The organism is Sphingopyxis sp. CCNWLW2, from assembly GCF_037095755.1.
Lineage (GTDB): Bacteria > Pseudomonadota > Alphaproteobacteria > Sphingomonadales > Sphingomonadaceae > Sphingopyxis.
Genome location: NZ_JBAWKJ010000003.1, coordinates 379,630 through 395,647 on the forward strand (window position 1 = coordinate 379,630; position 16,018 = coordinate 395,647).

At 64.8% G+C, this 16,018-nt stretch carries 15 protein-coding genes; 9 read left to right on the top strand and 6 right to left on the bottom strand.

What is annotated here, in order from left to right:
• Positions 1-112: 112 nt before the first annotated feature.
• Entirely contained in the window at positions 113-838 is a 726-nt protein-coding gene (locus tag V8J55_RS19195; protein ID WP_336447199.1) for a protein-L-isoaspartate(D-aspartate) O-methyltransferase, read from the top strand.
• Between the two features lie 82 nt (positions 839-920).
• On the opposite strand, the gene V8J55_RS19200 is transcribed toward V8J55_RS19195, so the two are convergent.
• The gene (locus V8J55_RS19200; protein WP_336447200.1) at positions 921-3,908 is read right to left on the bottom strand and encodes a TonB-dependent receptor; all 2,988 of its coding nucleotides are present in this window, start codon (positions 3,906-3,908) and stop codon (positions 921-923) included.
• A 435-nt stretch (positions 3,909-4,343) separates the two neighbouring features.
• Between V8J55_RS19200 and folE the strand changes: the two genes are divergently transcribed.
• Positions 4,344-4,946 (top strand): GTP cyclohydrolase I FolE, encoded by a 603-nt coding sequence (folE, locus tag V8J55_RS19205; protein WP_336447201.1) that lies wholly within the window; start codon positions 4,344-4,346, stop codon positions 4,944-4,946.
• A 97-nt stretch (positions 4,947-5,043) separates the two neighbouring features.
• On the opposite strand, the gene rplI is transcribed toward folE, so the two are convergent.
• From rplI to V8J55_RS19225, 4 genes are all read right to left on the bottom strand, one after another.
• Positions 5,044-5,667, bottom strand: coding sequence for a 50S ribosomal protein L9 (gene rplI / locus V8J55_RS19210; RefSeq protein ID WP_336447202.1), 624 nt, complete (start codon positions 5,665-5,667; stop codon positions 5,044-5,046).
• A gap of 13 nt (positions 5,668-5,680) precedes the next feature.
• Positions 5,681-5,905, bottom strand: a complete 225-nt coding sequence (rpsR, locus tag V8J55_RS19215) for a 30S ribosomal protein S18 (RefSeq protein ID WP_037517582.1) — start codon at positions 5,903-5,905, stop codon at positions 5,681-5,683.
• A gap of 11 nt (positions 5,906-5,916) precedes the next feature.
• Complete coding sequence (rpsF, locus tag V8J55_RS19220) at positions 5,917-6,282, bottom strand: 30S ribosomal protein S6 (protein WP_037554563.1); 366 nt, start codon at positions 6,280-6,282, stop codon at positions 5,917-5,919.
• A 158-nt stretch (positions 6,283-6,440) separates the two neighbouring features.
• Positions 6,441-7,829 (bottom strand): Mur ligase family protein, encoded by a 1,389-nt coding sequence (locus V8J55_RS19225; protein WP_336447203.1) that lies wholly within the window; start codon positions 7,827-7,829, stop codon positions 6,441-6,443.
• 90 nt (positions 7,830-7,919) lie between these two features.
• Between V8J55_RS19225 and V8J55_RS19230 the strand changes: the two genes are divergently transcribed.
• The 4 genes from V8J55_RS19230 to V8J55_RS19245 are packed head-to-tail and all read left to right on the top strand — an operon-like array spanning position 7,920 to position 11,069.
• Positions 7,920-8,747, top strand: coding sequence for an LD-carboxypeptidase (locus tag V8J55_RS19230; protein ID WP_336447204.1), 828 nt, complete (start codon positions 7,920-7,922; stop codon positions 8,745-8,747).
• 44 nt (positions 8,748-8,791) lie between these two features.
• Positions 8,792-9,730, top strand: a complete 939-nt coding sequence (gene fabD / locus V8J55_RS19235; RefSeq protein WP_336447205.1) for an ACP S-malonyltransferase — start codon at positions 8,792-8,794, stop codon at positions 9,728-9,730.
• A gap of 24 nt (positions 9,731-9,754) precedes the next feature.
• On the top strand, positions 9,755-10,495 hold the full coding sequence (fabG, locus tag V8J55_RS19240) for a 3-oxoacyl-[acyl-carrier-protein] reductase (RefSeq protein WP_336447206.1): 741 nt from the start codon (positions 9,755-9,757) through the stop codon (positions 10,493-10,495).
• Between the two features lie 34 nt (positions 10,496-10,529).
• Positions 10,530-11,069, top strand: coding sequence for a hypothetical protein (locus V8J55_RS19245; RefSeq protein WP_336447207.1), 540 nt, complete (start codon positions 10,530-10,532; stop codon positions 11,067-11,069).
• Between the two features lie 61 nt (positions 11,070-11,130).
• Here V8J55_RS19245 and V8J55_RS19250 read toward each other — a convergent pair whose 3' ends face one another.
• Positions 11,131-13,254, bottom strand: a complete 2,124-nt coding sequence (locus tag V8J55_RS19250) for a TonB-dependent receptor (RefSeq protein ID WP_336447208.1) — start codon at positions 13,252-13,254, stop codon at positions 11,131-11,133.
• Positions 13,255-13,448: 194 nt separating this feature from the next.
• Here V8J55_RS19250 and V8J55_RS19255 point away from each other — a divergent pair, with 194 nt between their 5' ends.
• The 3 genes from V8J55_RS19255 to V8J55_RS19265 are packed head-to-tail and all read left to right on the top strand — an operon-like array spanning position 13,449 to position 15,981.
• Positions 13,449-14,426 (top strand): cysteine synthase A, encoded by a 978-nt coding sequence (locus V8J55_RS19255; protein ID WP_336447209.1) that lies wholly within the window; start codon positions 13,449-13,451, stop codon positions 14,424-14,426.
• Positions 14,423-14,821, top strand: coding sequence for a hypothetical protein (locus tag V8J55_RS19260; RefSeq protein WP_336447210.1), 399 nt, complete (start codon positions 14,423-14,425; stop codon positions 14,819-14,821). The genes V8J55_RS19255 and V8J55_RS19260 overlap by 4 nt, the downstream gene beginning before the upstream one ends.
• Complete coding sequence (locus V8J55_RS19265) at positions 14,818-15,981, top strand: Gldg family protein (RefSeq protein ID WP_336447211.1); 1,164 nt, start codon at positions 14,818-14,820, stop codon at positions 15,979-15,981. Before V8J55_RS19260 ends, V8J55_RS19265 begins: the two co-directional genes overlap by 4 nt.
• The last annotated feature ends 37 nt before the right edge of the window (positions 15,982-16,018 follow it).

Here is a 16,018-nt window from a genome sequence, read left to right on the forward strand (position 1 = left end):
GGTCATGTCGCTGGCGAAATCAAGGGCGTCTCTTCTGCCCGAATTTTCGATCGCGATGCCACCAAATGCTGCGCCAACCGTTTCGATAGCTGTTCAGGCGAGGAGATGCGTCATGCCTCTTTTCGGCGGAGCGCGCCCGGTGCCGGAGGCCGCGCGTAGCGAAGCTCTCCGCAGTGTGATGGTTGCGAGCCAACTTGCCGCGCGCGGGATCGCCGACCGCCGCGTCCTGCACGCCATGGCCATGGTCCCGCGCGAGCGCTTCGTGCCCGCCGCGCTCGCCGATTTTGCCTATGAGGACCGACCGCTGCCGATCGGTTTTGGACAGACGATTTCCCAGCCCTATGTGGTCGCGCTGATGCTGGAAGCGGCGGCGATTGCGCCCGACGACGATATTCTCGAGGTCGGCGCCGGATCGGGCTATGCCGCGGCGGTCGCGAGCCGGCTGGGGCGACGTGTCGATACGATCGAACGCCTGCCCGCGCTCGCCGAGGGGGCGCGGGGCGTCGTCGCGGCACTCGGCTACCCCAATGTCGCCATCCATATCGGGGACGGAAGCCGCGGCTGGCCCGACCGGGCGCCCTATGACGTCATATTGGTGGCGGCGCGTGCGTCCAGCGTGCCGCCGCCGCTGATCGAACAGCTCGCGCCCCGGGGGCGGCTCGTCGCGCCTGTCGGCATGGCGGACCAGCAGCACCTGCTGTGCATCCGCCGGACCGCCAGCGACGCGTTCACGCGCGACGATCTGGGCCTGGTGCGGTTCGTCTCGCTGATCGGTGCATATGGCGAATTCGATGCTAATGATCCGCCGGATCGGCAGGCCGGAAAGCAGGGGCCATAGCCGCCCATCAACAGACAAGAAGAAGCCCCGGCCTCTCTTGTCGAGAGACCGGGGCCTTGGTTGGCGTTGCCGCCGGTGAGGTTTAGAACTTCACGCCGGCCGCGATGCCATAGCGGCGCGGCTCGAGCGTGAAGATATTGGTGTAGTTACCCGACGACTGGTCGGTGATGTAGAGGCCGGTGACGCTGTTGGCGTCGAAGATGTTCTGGATGAACCCCCTCACATACCATTTGTCGTCGGCACCGTTGAGCTGGATCTGGGCATTGACCTGGGCATAGCCCTTGATCCGGTTCACATTGCCGTTGAAGATGCTGCCATAGCTTTCACCGGTATAGGCCATGTCAACGCGCGGGACGAGCGACATGTCGCCGTCGCCCAGCCGCATCGTATGCTGGATGCCCGCGCTGAACTTATAGTTCGGCGCCTGCGGTAGCTGGTTGCCCTTGATGTTGACCGGAACGCCAGCGGAGAAATATTCGATCCCGCCGAACGCGGTCGGATTCAGCCCCGCGGCGGCAAAGGCGCCGGCCGCGGCCGCTTCCATGACCCCGCAAATGCTGAAGGCTCCGGTCGAAGCGATGCCGCCGTCGGCCGGGAAAGCGGTGGTCGGCCGCAGGTTCGCACCCGCCTGTACGCCCGGGACGAAGCCGCCGTTGATGACCTGTTGGACCCCGTTCACAAAGGCGTTGACCCCCGCGACATTGCCCGAGCGCGATGCGACGGCGCAGTTGGCGGCGTTGGTGATATCCTTGATGATCACCGCATCGGAGCGGCCGCCGCCGAAATCGCGGGGGTTGCTCGTGAACTTGTCGTCGGACACCTTGCTGTGCAGGTAGCTGAAGCCCAGGTTGACGACCAGATCAGGGTCGGGGCGAACGATGGCTTCGGCTTCGAAGCCATAGATGTCGGCGCTGACATTGTCGTTCACCGCGGTACGCGCAACGATCTTGCTGAGCTGCAGATCCTTGTACTTATAGTAGAAGGCCGTCAGATTCAGCTGGAGCGCGCCGTTGTCGAAACTGTTCTTCGATCCGATTTCGAACGCGTCGACCTGCTCGGGTTTGAACGATTCGGGCACCGCGAAAATCGGCTGCAGCGGCGGGTTGATGCCGCCCGATTTATAGCCGCGCGAATAGGAAGCGTAGAGCAGATTGTCGTCGGTGACCTTGAAGTCGAGCACCGCGCGGCCCGTCAGCTTGTTGAATTTGACGCTGCGTTCCTGAATGATCTGATTGCCCGGCGTGCCCGGATCGGCGTCAAATGATCCGACGAACGGCGAACCGAAGACGGTGTCGGTTGTTCCAGCGTGCGGTGCGAGGAAGCTCGCCAGCGTCGAACGCGCCGACACACTCTTCTTGTCGTTGTTGTACCGCAGCCCCGCCGTGAGCTTCAGCCGGTCGCTGAACTCGAAATAGGCTTCGCCGAACAGACCCCACGATTTGATATTCAGGTCGTCGGTGTTGTTACGGAAGAAGGGTGTCGCGAGGAACGAAGGCGGCAGGGGGCCACCCGCGGCCGGCGGGTTCGTCGCCGCGGTGAACGCGCCAAGCACGCCCGTCAGATAATCGATCGGGAAGGCGTTCACATAATAGCTGTTCTCGGTCAGGTGGTAATCGGCATAAATGCCGCCGACCAGGAAGTTAAACGGCCCGTCGAGGTCGCTCGACAGGATGCTTTCGACCGACCAACTGCTGTTATACTGGTTCGAGCGGTCGAACTGCAGCGACTGGTCGCTACAGATTTTGTTGCTGCCAAAGCTTCCGTAGCCGCTTTCTTCCGCCAGCGACGTGCAAAGCTGGCCGGTCGGCCCATTGGGAATGATCGCCGCCGCGACGGGACGGAAATAGGGCGCGAGACCGGCGCCCAGCGCGCCGTTTGCCGCCGCCTGCAAGGTGGCGAGGCCGGTCGCATAGAGCGCGCGGTTGCCGATATTGCTGTTATAGTCCTGCGATGCGTCGAGCTTGACCTTCTGATACTGGCCCGACACCTGCAGCGACACCGGGCCGAAATTATGCTCGATCTGGCCCTGCAGCGTCAGTTCGCTGGTGAAATAGCTCGGCGTGTAAGCGGTATTCACCTCGCGGGGATCCGACGGGATCGTCGTGTTGGCATAGACGTCGGGGCCATAGAGGCTGCCGAGCGCAAACGCTTGCGGAATGCCGCGGATCGCGAGGAATTCGCGCGAGGTCAGCGCGGCGGTGAAGGTAGCGTTGCCGTTGAAGGGGGCATTGTCGAGGCGGCTGTTCAAACAGCCGAGAATGCCGGTCGGGTCGCGCTGGCAAAGCTGTTTCTGGATGCGCGTGCGCTTGTCCTTTTCGCGGAAATAGGATGCCAGCAGGTCGATCGTCGTGTCGTCGCTGGGCTCCCAGCGGAACGAGCCGCGGACCGAGTACAAGTCGCGGTCGTCGATGCGCGTGTCGAGGAAGCTGTTCTTCGTATAGCCGTCGCGGTTGAGGTAAATGCCCGCAACGCGAATGCCCATCGTGTCGCCGAGCGGGATGTTGACCATCGCCTTGCCCTTCATGGAATTATAATTTCCATATTCGGCTTCGGCGGCGGCTTCGAATGTTCCCAGTTTCGGCTTGGCGGTGATCACGTTGACCACGCCCGACGTCGCGTTGCGGCCGAACAGCGTGCCCTGCGGGCCGCGCAGCACTTCGACGCGTTCGAGGTCGAAGAATTCGGTTTCGAACAGGCGGGTCGAAAACAGCGGGTCGCCGTTCAGGTGGATCGCGGTCGCACTGTCGCAGGTCGTGCCGACGCAAAGGTCGCCGATGCCGCGGATCGTGAAGCTCGCGCCCGTGAAATTGGTCTTGGTGAAGGTGACGTTGGGCAAGGTCAGCTGAAGATCGGACGGTGTCTTGATCTGCTGCGCTTCGAGCGCCTCGGTCGAGAAGGCGCTGACCGCGATCGGCACGTCCTGCAGACGTTCCGACTGGCGCTGCGCCGTGACGACGATTTCGCCGCCGAAAGCATCGCGTTCCACTTCATCCGCCGCGTCCTGCGCATATGCCGGCGTCGCCACCGTCATCGCAAGGATCGAGGTTCCGATCAGTGCCTTGAACTTCATCTATAGCCTCCCTTTTTCGATCCCGCGCGATGCGGGGCCGCCCAACGTCAAATTGTGGTAAGGGGAGGGGAAGCGACCAGACATGGCAAAGGGCACCCGGCCAGAACGACCACGTGCCCTCGTGAATCCCACTTGCCAGCTGTGCTGGTCATCGTCCTCTCCCACCGGCGTCGGGGAAAAACGCCGGCCTCTCCGGAATACGACCCGCTTGAGCGAGTTCTGTATGACTTAAAGGTGCGCCGAGTTGACGAAAGCGTCAAGTGACTTGTTCGGCCCAAAAAAGGACGCGAAACTGCGCGTCTTGGAAAAGTGAAAAAGCCAAGATTCCGCAACGTAAAGTTGATGGGAGAGGACAATTTCTTCTTCGCCGGCCCTTGCTTATCGTCGCATTCGCCCCGAAATGTGCGACATGAAGGCAACAGTGAAAGCGGGGCAATGAGCGACAACGGACAAGAGTTGGGACCGGACGGCAAGGTGGTGGTCCCCGACCATGTCGCGGACGCCGTGCGCACGCTGATCGAGTGGGCGGGCGACGATCCGGCGCGCGAGGGACTGCTCGACACGCCGCGCCGCGTCGCGCGCGCGTGGAAGGAATATTGTTCGGGCTATGCCGACGATCCGGCGCTCCACCTGTCGCGCACCTTCGAAGAGGTCGGCGGCTATGACGAGATCGTGCTGCTGCGTGACATTCCGTTCCAGTCGCATTGCGAACATCATATGGCGCCGATCACCGGCAAGGCGTCGATCGCGTACCTTCCGCGTGACCGCGTCGTCGGCATTTCGAAGCTCGCCCGCGTGCTCAACGGGTTTTCGCGGCGGCTGCAGGTGCAGGAGCGGCTGACCGCCGAGGTCGCGAAGTGCATCTGGGACAATCTCCAGCCGCATGGCGTCGCGGTCGTCATCGATGCGCAGCATGGCTGCATGACCGGGCGCGGCGTGCGTACCCCGGGTGTCGGCATGGTGACGAGCCGTCTGCTCGGCTGTTTCCTTGAGGACCAAAGCAGCCGCAAGGAAGTGCTGAGCCTGATGGGCTATTGAAGAGCTTCGCCCGCCTTCGCGGGCCGGCAAAAAGAAAAAAGGCCGCGCTTCCGAAAGGAAACGCGGCCTTTTCCTATAGGCTTTGGCCTCGGGAAGCTTAAGCTTCTTCGGCTTCGTCCGCAGCAGCTTCGCCAGCGAGCTCCGAAGGCGGCGTTGCGTCTTCGAATTCGTCTTCGCTGTCGGGTTCCAGTGCCGTGGCGACTGCCTCGGCCTGTTCTTCCTCGAACATCGCCGCAATAACGTCGATGCCCTGCTTCTGCATTTCGGCTTCGTCGGGCGAACGTGCGACGTTGACGCCGACGGTCACGACGACTTCGGGGTGCAGCTTGACCTTGACGTCGACCAGGCCGAGCGACTTGATCGGGCGTTCGAGTTCGACCATCGACTTGCCGATGCCTTCGACGCCGTCTTCGGCGAGCGCGTCGACGATGTCACGGACCGAAACCGAGCCGTAAAGCTGGCCGGTGTTCGATGCCTGACGGATCAGGACGATCTGCTTGCCGTTGATGCCGCTGGCGCGGCCTTCGGCGTCGGTGCGACGTTCGGCGTTATCGGCTTCGATCTTGCCGCGGTTCGCTTCGAACAGCTTCTTGTTGGCGTCGTTCGCACGAAGCGCCTTGTTGTTCGGCAGCAGATAGTTACGGGCAAAGCCGTTCTTGACGGTGACGACATCGCCGATACCGCCGAGTTTCTCGATGCGTTCGAGCAGGATGATTTCCATCGGTCAGCCCTCCTTACTTCACAATGTAGGGGAGCAGGCCGATGTGGCGCGAGCGCTTGATCGCTTTCGCCAGCTCACGCTGCTTCTTGGTGGACACCGCGGTGATCCGCGACGGGACGATCTTGCCACGCTCCGACAGGTAACCCTGGAGCAGGCGGACGTCCTTGTAATCGATGACCGGTGCGTCCTTCTGGCTGAAGGGGCAGGTCTTGCGGCGGCGGAAAAAGGGTCGTGCCATGGTCGTTTTCCTTATTCTTCGCCGTCGCGGTCACGGCCGCGGCCGCCACGACGTTCCTGCTTGCGCATCATCACCGACGGACCCTTTTCGAGTTCGTCGACCTTGATGGTGAGCCAGCGGATGATATCTTCGTTGATCGCAGCCTGACGCTCGATCTCTGCGATCGCTTCGCCCGACACTTCGGCCGACAGCATCACATAATGACCCTTGCGGTTCTTCTGGATCTTGTAGGCGAGCTGCTTCAGGCCCCAGGTCTCGGTCTTGTGAACCGTGCCCTTAAATTCGCCGATGACGTTGGTGACGGTTTCCGCCAGCGCGTCGACCTGAGCCTGGCTCAGATCCTGACGCGCGATAAAAACATGCTCGTAAAACGGCACGATGCGCTTCCTTCGATTTGGCCGATCGCTGGCTTCGCGCCAATCGCGAAACCCCTCCGGCTGTCGTCAAGCCTTGCGGATTGGTGCAAAGCAAACGGGGCGATGGCAATATGGCCTCGCCCCGAATGAGCGCGCCTATACAGATTCGCGGGGAGAAATCAAGCGCGGACGGCCAGATTTTCCAAGAGTTCGCGCCCGAATTCGGTGAGCGTATCGTCCCGCGCGCCGAGGATGAGGATGCGGTCGCCCGCTTTCGCCTCGTCGAGCATCGCCGCGCCGCACGCCGCGCGCGTCGTCATGTGCACCGCACCTGCGCCGCCCGCGACGATGTCGGCGACCAATGCCTCGCTGCCGATGCTGCGGTCGACGGTGCCACCGAAATAGACGGGGTCGCACACGAACAGCTTGTCGTCGGGGCGCATTCCGCTTGCGAAGCTCGCCGCGAGTTCCTTGCCCATCTGGCGGAGCGGGCCATAGCCGTGCGGCTGGAAGAAGAGCAAAGCGCGGCCCGGCAGTTCCGCCACGGCCGCCAGCGTCGCGGCCACCTTGTCAGGGTTGTGCGCGAAATCGTCGATCACCGTGATCCCGCCTGCTTGTCCGAGCACTTCATAGCGGCGCGCGAGGCCGGCGAAGTCGCCAAGCGCCTCGACCGCCTGCGCTACGGTCGTGCCCGCCGCGTGGGTGGCGGCGATGGCGGCGAGCGCGTTCGCGGCATTGTGGCGGCCGGGCATGCGAAGCCTCACCCGATAGGCGGTGCCATCGGCATGGACGGCGAAGCGGCAGCCGTCGGGCAGCGCCTCGAAATCGCTGCCGCGGATCGTCGCCGCATCGTCGAAGCCAAAGGTCACGACATTGCGCCCCGACAGCAGCGGTGCGGACTCGGCGTCGTCGGCGTTGACCACAGCGACGCGGGCTTTCGCGGCAAAGTCGCCGAAGAGCTGGTGCAACTCGGCGAGGCTCTTGTGATCGAGGCTGATGTTGGTGATCACCGCGATATCGGGGCGATAGAGCGCGATCGACCCGTCGCTCTCGTCGACTTCGCTGACGTAGATCGCGGCGTCACCGACCAGCGCGCTGGCAAAGGGCCTGTCATCGCCCGAGAAATTGCGCATCACCGCGCCGTTCATCACCGTCGGCTTTTTGCCTGCACTTTCGAGGACCCAGCCGATCATTCCCGTCACGGTCGACTTGCCGCTCGTCCCGCCGACGCCGATCGCGTTGTCGGCCGCGTTGAACAAGGCGGCATTCAAGTCGGCGCGCGTCATACGCGGCAGGCCGAGCGCATTGGCCGCGGCAATATCGGGAACGCTGTCCTCGATCGCCGCCGACGCGACGAGGATCTGGCCAGCTTTGGGACCGCTGCCGTCCTGCGGGTAGAAGGCGATGCCCTGGCTTTCGAGCCATGCGAATTTTTCGGGCGTCCGGCCTTGGTCGCGGCTGCGATCCGACCCCGAAACCGCGTCGCCACGCGCCGCGACGATCATCGCGAGCGGCAGCATCCCTGACCCGCCGATGCCGCAGAAGAAATAGGATTTGTTTTCGGCCATCGCGGCGCGATATGGCTTTGACGAAGGCTTTGCAACCGCACCCGCCGCAATAACCGCTCGTATCGGGCGGATCGAGGAATCAGCCAGTCCATGCGTATCGGCATTGTTGCCCCGTCGACCCCGATCCTGCCCGACGATGCGGAGGCGGTGCGCGCGCTCGCAAGCCTCGGCTACCCCGACGTCGAACTCGTCTTTGACCCGCAATGCTTCGCCGTCCACGGCCATTTCGCCGGCGAGGACGGCCATCGCTTCGCCGCGCTCGTCGAAATGGCGAACCGTCCCGACATCGACGCGATCTGGTTCGCGCGGGGCGGTTATGGCGCGTGCCGGATCGCCGAGGATGCGGTTGCGGCGATGACCGACGCGGCGCGGGCCAAGGCGTTTCTCGGCTATTCGGATCAGGGCAATCTGCTCGGTGCGCTCTATCGCGAGGGGTTCGACCATGTCGCGCACGGCCCGATGGTCGCCGATATCCGCCGCGAGGGCGGCGAGGCGGCGGTTCTGCGCGCGCTCGACTGGCTCGTTGCGCGCGATCCGGCGGCGTGCGAGGCGGGGTTGCAGCACGGCGCGCGCCATGCGGCGTTCAACCTGATGACGCTGTCGATGCTGCTCGGCACCCCGCTCGAACCCGACCTTGCGGGCCATGTCGTGCTGGTCGAGGAGGTGAGCGAATATCTATATGCCTTCGACCGCGCCTTCTTTCACGTCGCGACCTGTCTGGGCCCGCGCGGATTGGCTGGGTTGCGGCTCGGGCGGGTCGGCGACATTCCGGAAAACGACCGCCCCTTTGGCATGGAGGCCGACGAGATCGCCCGCGATTGGTGCGGTCGCACCGGCATCCCCTGGCTCGGCCGCGCGGACATCGGCCACGACGCGGCGAACAAGGTCGTGCCCTTCGGCTTGCATCGCGCGGGGTGAAGGAATAGGCGCGCGGTAACGAATATCACCGCAGGGGACGCATCATGCGCGCATTTATTTTTCCGGGTCAGGGCAGCCAGGCCGTCGGCATGGGCAAGGCATTGTCGGACGCTTCGCCGGTCGCGCGCGAGGTGTTTCAGGAAGTCGACGACGCGCTCGGCCAAAAGCTGTTCCAGCTGATGAGCAAAGGACCGGCGGAAGATCTGATGCTCACCGAAAACGCCCAGCCCGCGATCATGGCGAACGCCGTCGCGACGCTGCGCGTGCTCGAAAAGGAAGGCGGCGTGACGCTGTCGGCCAAGGCCGACTATGTCGCGGGCCACAGCCTTGGCGAATATAGCGCGCTGTGCGCCGCGGGCGCGTTCGACCTCGCGACCACCGCCCGCCTCCTCAAGACGCGCGGGCAGGCGATGCAGGCGGCGGTGCCCGTCGGCGTCGGCGCGATGGCCGCATTGATCGGCGCCGATATCGAATCGGCGCAGAAACTCGCCGATGCCGCCGCCGAAGGCGAGGTCTGCACCGTCGCCAACGATAACGACCCGACGCAGGTCGTGATCTCGGGCCACAAGGGCGCGATCGAGCGTGCGGTCGCGCTGGTCAAGGATTTCGGCATCAAGCGCGGGCTGCTGCTGCCCGTCTCAGCGCCCTTCCATTGCCCGTTGATGCAGCCCGCGGCCGACGCGATGGCCGAGGCGCTTGGCGCCAACGCACCCGCCGCACCGCTCATCCCCGTTGTAGCCAATGTCACTGCCAGCCCGGTGAGCGATGCCGAGACGATCCGCGACCTGCTTGTCCAACAGGTCACCGGCCGCGTCCGCTGGCGCGAAAGCGTCGCCGCGATGGAGAGCATCGGCGTCGGCCAGTTCGTCGAATTCGGCGGCAAGGTCCTCTCGCCGATGGTCAAGCGCAGCGCGAGCGAAGAGGTCGAAACGGTCAGCGTCATTTCGATGGACGACATCGAAGCGTTGCTCAAGACGCTCTAAGATTCAGATTTCAGGAGACTAAACATGTTCGATCTCACCGGCATGACCGCCCTCGTCACCGGCGCCTCGGGCGGCATCGGTTCGGCCATCGCGCAGGCGCTCGCGGCGCAGGGCGCGCGGCTCGCGGTGTCCGGTTCCAACTCCGACAAGCTGAATGCCTTTCGCGAGACGCTCGGCGGCGATCATGTCGCGTTGCCGTGCAATCTCGGCGATGCCGCCGCGGTCGATGCGCTCGTCCCCTCGGCGGTCGAGGCGCTCGGTCAGCTCGATATCCTCGTCAACAATGCCGGGGTGACGCGCGACAACCTGATCATGCGCATGAAGGACGAGGAGTGGATGGACGTCATCCGCATCAACCTCGAGGCCAATTTCCGTCTCGCGCGCGCGGCCGCGAAGCCGATGATGAAGGCGCGTTTCGGGCGCATCATTTCGGTCACCAGCGTCGTCGGTGCGACGGGCAATCCCGGGCAGGCCAATTATGCCGCGTCAAAGGCGGGCGTCACCGGCATGACCAAGGCGCTGGCGCAGGAACTCGCGAGCCGCGGCGTCACCGCGAACTGCGTCGCGCCGGGCTTTATCGCCACCGCGATGACCGACGATCTGCCCGACGCGCAGAAGGAAGCGCTCAACCAGCGCATTCCGGCCGGCCGGATGGGTGCTGGCGACGATATCGCTGCCGCCGTCGTTTATCTGGCATCGAAGGAAGCGGGCTATGTCACCGGTCAGACGTTGCATGTGAACGGCGGGATGGCCATGCTGTCCTGACGGGTCGCACCTTAAAGGGCGGAAGGATTCGTCGATGCATAAGGGTCTGATCGCGGGCGTTACGCTTGCCTTGGCGATGCTGCCGGGCGCCGTCCGGGCGCAGGAAGGCGAGAAGTTCGATTGCGTCGTCACATCGGTTACTGATGGCACCAGGAATTCGATCGGCGCCGCGATGGCCGGTGGCGGCGACGAAGCATCGCGTGAGGCTCTGTTCAAACAGCTTGGCGCGGTCACCGACGATTGCGTCACGCGCCATGGCATCGCCGCCGAACAAAAGCCTGTTTATTTCGACTACAGCCTCGCGCGCATTTCGCGCGAATGGCTGATGGGCGACATCGCAAAACTTGGTCTGGCGAGTGTGGTCGTCGACAAGGCGCTCGATTTCGGTCCCGGCGGCGCGAACCCCGATCTGTCGGGTGACATGACCGAGGATCAGATCATGAAGATCGTCCAGGCCTATATCGAAAGCGGCGTCGACATCGAAAAGGTCGACGGCGCGGCGTGGGAAAAGGTCGGCGCCTATGCTGCCGCGACGTCGATTTACTGGAACAAGCGCAAGCTTCTCGCCTTCTGAAACCGAACGGGCCGGATCCGGCTGAACCGGACCCGGCCCTCGGGACGAGCGGAGAGAGGGGTTAGAAGCTCGCCCGGGCTGTCAGCCGGAAATCGCGTCCGGCCAGTGGCACATAATCCTTGGTAAAGCTCGCGTGGCGGCGCGCTTCGACATCGAAGATATTGTTCGCCGACAGGCTCAGCGTCAGATTCTTCGTATCGGGAAGCGGGCGCCAGCTGATCGAGGCGTTGACCAGGGTGAAGCCGTCGGTCGGCGTTTCGAACTGCGCGACGCGTGTCTGGTCGTCGGTCCATTCGACCTCGACGCGCGCATCGACGCGTTCGCCTTGCGCCTCGAGCCCGCCGAGGACGCGGAGCGCCGGGATGCGCGGGACGTTGCGGTCGAGACCTGCATTCTTGATCTTCGCGCGCGTCATATCGGCGGTCACATCGCCGACGATGTTGAACCCGCCGATCTGCGCCAGCCGCGCGCTCGCCTCGGCCTCGAAGCCATAGACGCGTGCGTCGCGCTGAAAATACTGGAAGACGGGCAGTTCATCCTCTTCGGCGCCCGTCGCGGCCGAATAGATGAAATTGTCGAACCAGTTCGAATAGCCGGTGAGGCTGAGGTTGAACGCATCGGTCTTGATCTTGAACGAGGCTTCGGCACCCCAGTTCGATTCGCGCTTCAAATTCGGGTCGCCGAGCTCGAAGCTCTGCGTCGCGATGTGCGGACCGTTCGATAGCAGTTCCTCGGCCGACGGCGCGCGGACTGCCCGCGATATCGAGACGCCGAATTTCGCGCCCTCGAAGATGTCATAGGTCGCCCCGAGCGCGCCCGAGAAGCTGTCGAAATTGCGTTCGAAGCCCAGCGTTTGCGCGCGCACATTGGTCTTTTCATACCGCGCCGCGGCTTCGAGGCCGAGCGGGCCCATCGTATATTCCTGCAGCGTGAATAGCGCGAACTGGTCGGTCAGGTTACGCGGCACGAACGCCTCGGCACCGACCGCATCGAAGTCGCGGTGGCTGTACTGCACGCCGCTCGCACCGCGCCAGCCGCCACGGTCATTCTGCGCCAGCTCGATCCGGCCTTCGACGCCCTGATTGGTGAAGACGGTCCCGACTTCGTCGCCTTCGAACTCGGTGTGCTTGTAATCGGCAAAGCCCGCGCGGATGCGCAGCTTGTCGAAGAAGCCGTCGCCCAGCTCGACCTCACCGCGCAGGTCCGCGCGCCACTGCTTCAGGCCGATGGTGACGGGGCCTTCGCCATGCTCATGGCCGCCTTCTTCCTCGCCGCCATGATCATGCGCGGTGTTGGGGCGATCGGGCACGCCATAGTTGGTGTCGTAATAGCCGATCGAAATCCCAAGCTGGCCGCCGTCGTTGATTAGCGAGATTCCGCCGCCGGCTGTCCAGGTTTCGCTCTGCGTGTTGTCGATCTTGCCGCGCTTGCCCGCCTGTGCCGTCAGTTCGGCCGCTTCATCGAGATGCCCGTCCTCGACCGCATGTTCGGCGAGGTGGAGCAGGTCGCCGCGAATATCGGGGGCATAGACGAAGCCGCCGCTGCGGGTGTCGCCGGTCTTGCGCCAGCTGCCGTCGAGATGCGCGACGATCTGCGGGCTCAATGCGACGTCGATCGAGCTGCCGATATTGCGGTCGTTCGCCGCGGTCGCATAGCCGCCGATCGCGTCGATATGGACATGGTCGGCGGGGACTTTGCGGGGAATGCGGCGGTCGAACATGTTGACCGCGCCGCCGATCGCCTGGCTGCCGAACAGCAGCACCGCGGGGCCGCGCAGGATTTCGATGCGCTCGACGGTCAGCGGGTCGATGGTGACCGCATGGTCGGCGGAGGTGTTCGACGCGTCAATCGACCCGATGCCATCGGTCAGAACGCGCACGCGTTCGCCCGAAAAGCCGCGAAGGACGGGGCGCGAAGCGCCGGGGGAAAAGCTCGTGGCCGATACGCCGGGCTGGCGGGTGAGCGTGTCGCCGATCTGCCCGCGAATGTCGCGCGCCAGTTCGTCGCCCTCGAGCACCGACACATTGCCGAGAATGTCGAGGCTGCGGACATAGGGCGCGGTGACGACGATCGGTCCGCCGGCGTGCACATCGTCATCGCTGCTTGCTGCTGTGCTGTCTTGCGCAAAGGCGGGGGCGGCGAGGAAAAGGGCAAAGGTGAAACCGGCAGAGCAAAGCAAACGCATGAGGGGAGAGTCCTGTTGTTATGGCGACCTGTTGGCGCATCCAGTAATGATATACTGTTACAATCACAACCCTTGACGTGGCCGCCGGCTGTCGTTCGTCGGACGTCGATGCCCGTTGGTCGACAAAGGCCGAACATCGGCAGGGCAAGCGAAGCTGTCTTGCGGGGCTGCGGGCGGCGCCCTAGATCATGTTTATGACTATTGCTGCAAACAGCCTCGACCTCATCGGCAACACCCCGCTGGTGCTGCTCAAGGGGCCGAGCGAAGCCACTGGCTGCGAAATCTGGGGCAAGTGCGAATATGCCAACCCCGGCGGATCGGTGAAGGACCGCGCCGCGCTCTATATCGTCCGCGACGCAGAGGCGAACGGGAGCCTGCGTCCCGGCGGCACGATCGTCGAAGGGACCGCGGGCAATACCGGCATCGGGCTCGCTCTCGTCGGCAATGCGCTTGGCTACAAGACGATCATCGTGATGCCCGACAATCAGAGCGCCGAGAAAATGGCGACGATCCGCGCCTTGAGTGCCGAGCTGGTGCTCGTACCGCCCGCGCCCTTCGCCAACCCCGGCCACTTCGTCCACACCTCGCGCCGCATCGCCGAAGAAACCGACAATGCGATCTGGGCCAACCAGTTCGATAATATCGCGAACCGCAAGTCGCACATCTTCGGCACCGCCGAAGAGATATGGGAGCAGATGGACGGCCGCATCGACGGCTTCACTTGCGCGGCGGGCACCGGCGGCACGATCGCGGGCACCGGGCTGGGCCTGAAGGCGCATGATCCGGACATCGTCATCGCGCTCACCGACCCGCACGGCGCGGGGCTCTATAATTATTACCAGTGCGGCGAGCTGCGCGCCGAAGGCAACAGCGTCGCCGAGGGCATCGGGCAGAACCGCATCACCGCCAATCTCGACGGCGCGCCGATCGATACCCAGTTCCGCATTTCGGATGCCGAGGGGCTCGCGGTGGTCCGCCAATTGCTCGACGAGGAAGGGCTGTGCCTCGGCCTGTCGTCGGGGATCAACGTCGCCGGGGCGATGGCGCTCGCGCGGCAGCTGGGTCCGGGCAAACGCATTGCAACCATCCTCTGCGACAGCGGGTTTCGCTATCTCTCGACGCTTTACAACCCCGAGTGGCTGGCGAGCAAAGGACTGGAGGCCGCTGCATGAGCGTGCGGATCGAAATTCCCTCGCCCCCCAAAGAGGCGACGCCGCCGCCCGCTACGGCGCCCGTCAACGACACGATGCGCCGCTTGCAGATCGGCATCGCCGGGGTGCTCACGGTGCTGCTGCTCGTCGGCATGGCCGGGTTGATCGGCGATCGCGCCCGGGAAAGCGCTGCCGGAGACGCGACGGCTGCCGCCGAAGTCAAGATGCCGGGAGAGGAAGAGAAAACTAGCGGCGCGCCGCTCGAGGAACTGGGCGTCCAGGCGGTGTCGCCCTCGTCGAAGGATGAAAATGCTGCGACGCCGGTAAAAGTGCCGCAGGCGACGCCACCATCGTCGACCGTGCCTGACCTCGAGCCCGATCCCGCACTCCAGCGCGCGCGCCAGTCGAACCAGTGACCGCGGCATCGCGCCGGCCCAGGCTGCGCGCTTTCATCATCGCCGCCACGATCGTCGCGCTGGCCTGGGTCGCGGGCGGGCAGGCGCTGCTTGGCCGCATCGATCCCGCGCTCGCGCTCCCGCTGCTCGCGCCGCCGATGCTGCTTTTGGCCTGGTGGCAGCGCGCTCAGTCCGTCGCGGCGCGGCGTCGCGCCTGGCTTCTCACCCTCGCGCTTCTCGCGATATTGCAGGCCTCGCTCGGCATCATTTTTGCCGGATCGGCGGCGTGGTTGCAACTGCTCCTGACGATCCTGGCGGGAGGCGCCGCGGCCTGGCTCGCGGACCGGCTCATCCAATGGCGCAGCCGGTTCAGGCTGCTGCCGTGGCTCGCCGGATTTCTGCTTGTGGTCGGCTGGTTCGGGGCAGGGCACGCGCTGCTGGCGGCCCTCTATCGGCCAGCGTCGGCCTCGGCGGATGCCCCAGCCGTCACCATGCTCACGGGTCTGCCGCTGCGCTGGTCGGCAAGTCCAAGCATTGCGGCGATGATCGCCGAAGGGACGAATGACGATCCGGCGCTGGCGCGGCTGGCGGCGGCGGGGCGGGTGTCGCTGGTCGACAGCCTCGCCGATCATGTCCCGCGGCCGGGCGGGACGCTGCTGATCGCGCACCCGCGCGCGCTGGCGCCGCAGGAGCTGGTCGCGATCGATGCGTTCGTGCGGGGCGGCGGGCGCGCGGTCATACTCGCCGATGCGCTGTCGGGCTGGCCGGCGCGCCATCCGCTCGGCGATCCGCGCAACGCGCCGGTGACGAGCCTGCTCACGCAGCTGCTCGACCATTGGGGTGTGACGCTGGGCGCCGCACCCACGCAGGAGGGCAAGCCGCTGCCGGTCGATGTCGATGGCGCGCGCCTGCGCCTGTTCAGTGCGGGACGCCTCGATCGCCTGCCGCCGGCGTGCCGCGCCTATGCCGATCGCCGCGTTGCACATTGCCGGATAGGGCAGGGCGAGGTCTGGCTCGTCGGCGACGCCGATCTGCTCTTTGCCCCGCTCTGGCAACCGCTCGTTCCCGGCGCGGCGCACCTGCGGCAGGCCGATACGATGGAGTGGCTTTCGGCCCGCCTGTGGCGCGGCGCCGGAAACAGCTTGCTGCATCCGCTCTGGATTCGCGCCCGCACCGCCTGAGTCGGGCGTATCCGCCCCAATTTACCCCGATCGAAGC

Coding starts and splice junctions, on each gene's coding strand:
- fabD (WP_336447205.1), top strand. CDS start 8,792: ATGCGCGCATTTATTTTTCCGGGTCAGGGCAGCCAGGCCGTCGGCATG.
- V8J55_RS19245 (WP_336447207.1), top strand. CDS start 10,530: ATGCATAAGGGTCTGATCGCGGGCGTTACGCTTGCCTTGGCGATGCTG.
- fabG (WP_336447206.1), top strand. CDS start 9,755: ATGTTCGATCTCACCGGCATGACCGCCCTCGTCACCGGCGCCTCGGGC.
- V8J55_RS19230 (WP_336447204.1), top strand. CDS start 7,920: ATGCGTATCGGCATTGTTGCCCCGTCGACCCCGATCCTGCCCGACGAT.
- V8J55_RS19225 (WP_336447203.1), bottom strand. CDS start 7,829: ATGGCCGAAAACAAATCCTATTTCTTCTGCGGCATCGGCGGGTCAGGG.
- rpsR (WP_037517582.1), bottom strand. CDS start 5,905: ATGGCACGACCCTTTTTCCGCCGCCGCAAGACCTGCCCCTTCAGCCAG.
- V8J55_RS19195 (WP_336447199.1), top strand. CDS start 113: ATGCCTCTTTTCGGCGGAGCGCGCCCGGTGCCGGAGGCCGCGCGTAGC.
- folE (WP_336447201.1), top strand. CDS start 4,344: ATGAGCGACAACGGACAAGAGTTGGGACCGGACGGCAAGGTGGTGGTC.
- V8J55_RS19250 (WP_336447208.1), bottom strand. CDS start 13,254: ATGCGTTTGCTTTGCTCTGCCGGTTTCACCTTTGCCCTTTTCCTCGCC.
- rplI (WP_336447202.1), bottom strand. CDS start 5,667: ATGGAAATCATCCTGCTCGAACGCATCGAGAAACTCGGCGGTATCGGC.
- V8J55_RS19260 (WP_336447210.1), top strand. CDS start 14,423: ATGAGCGTGCGGATCGAAATTCCCTCGCCCCCCAAAGAGGCGACGCCG.
- V8J55_RS19255 (WP_336447209.1), top strand. CDS start 13,449: ATGACTATTGCTGCAAACAGCCTCGACCTCATCGGCAACACCCCGCTG.
- V8J55_RS19200 (WP_336447200.1), bottom strand. CDS start 3,908: ATGAAGTTCAAGGCACTGATCGGAACCTCGATCCTTGCGATGACGGTG.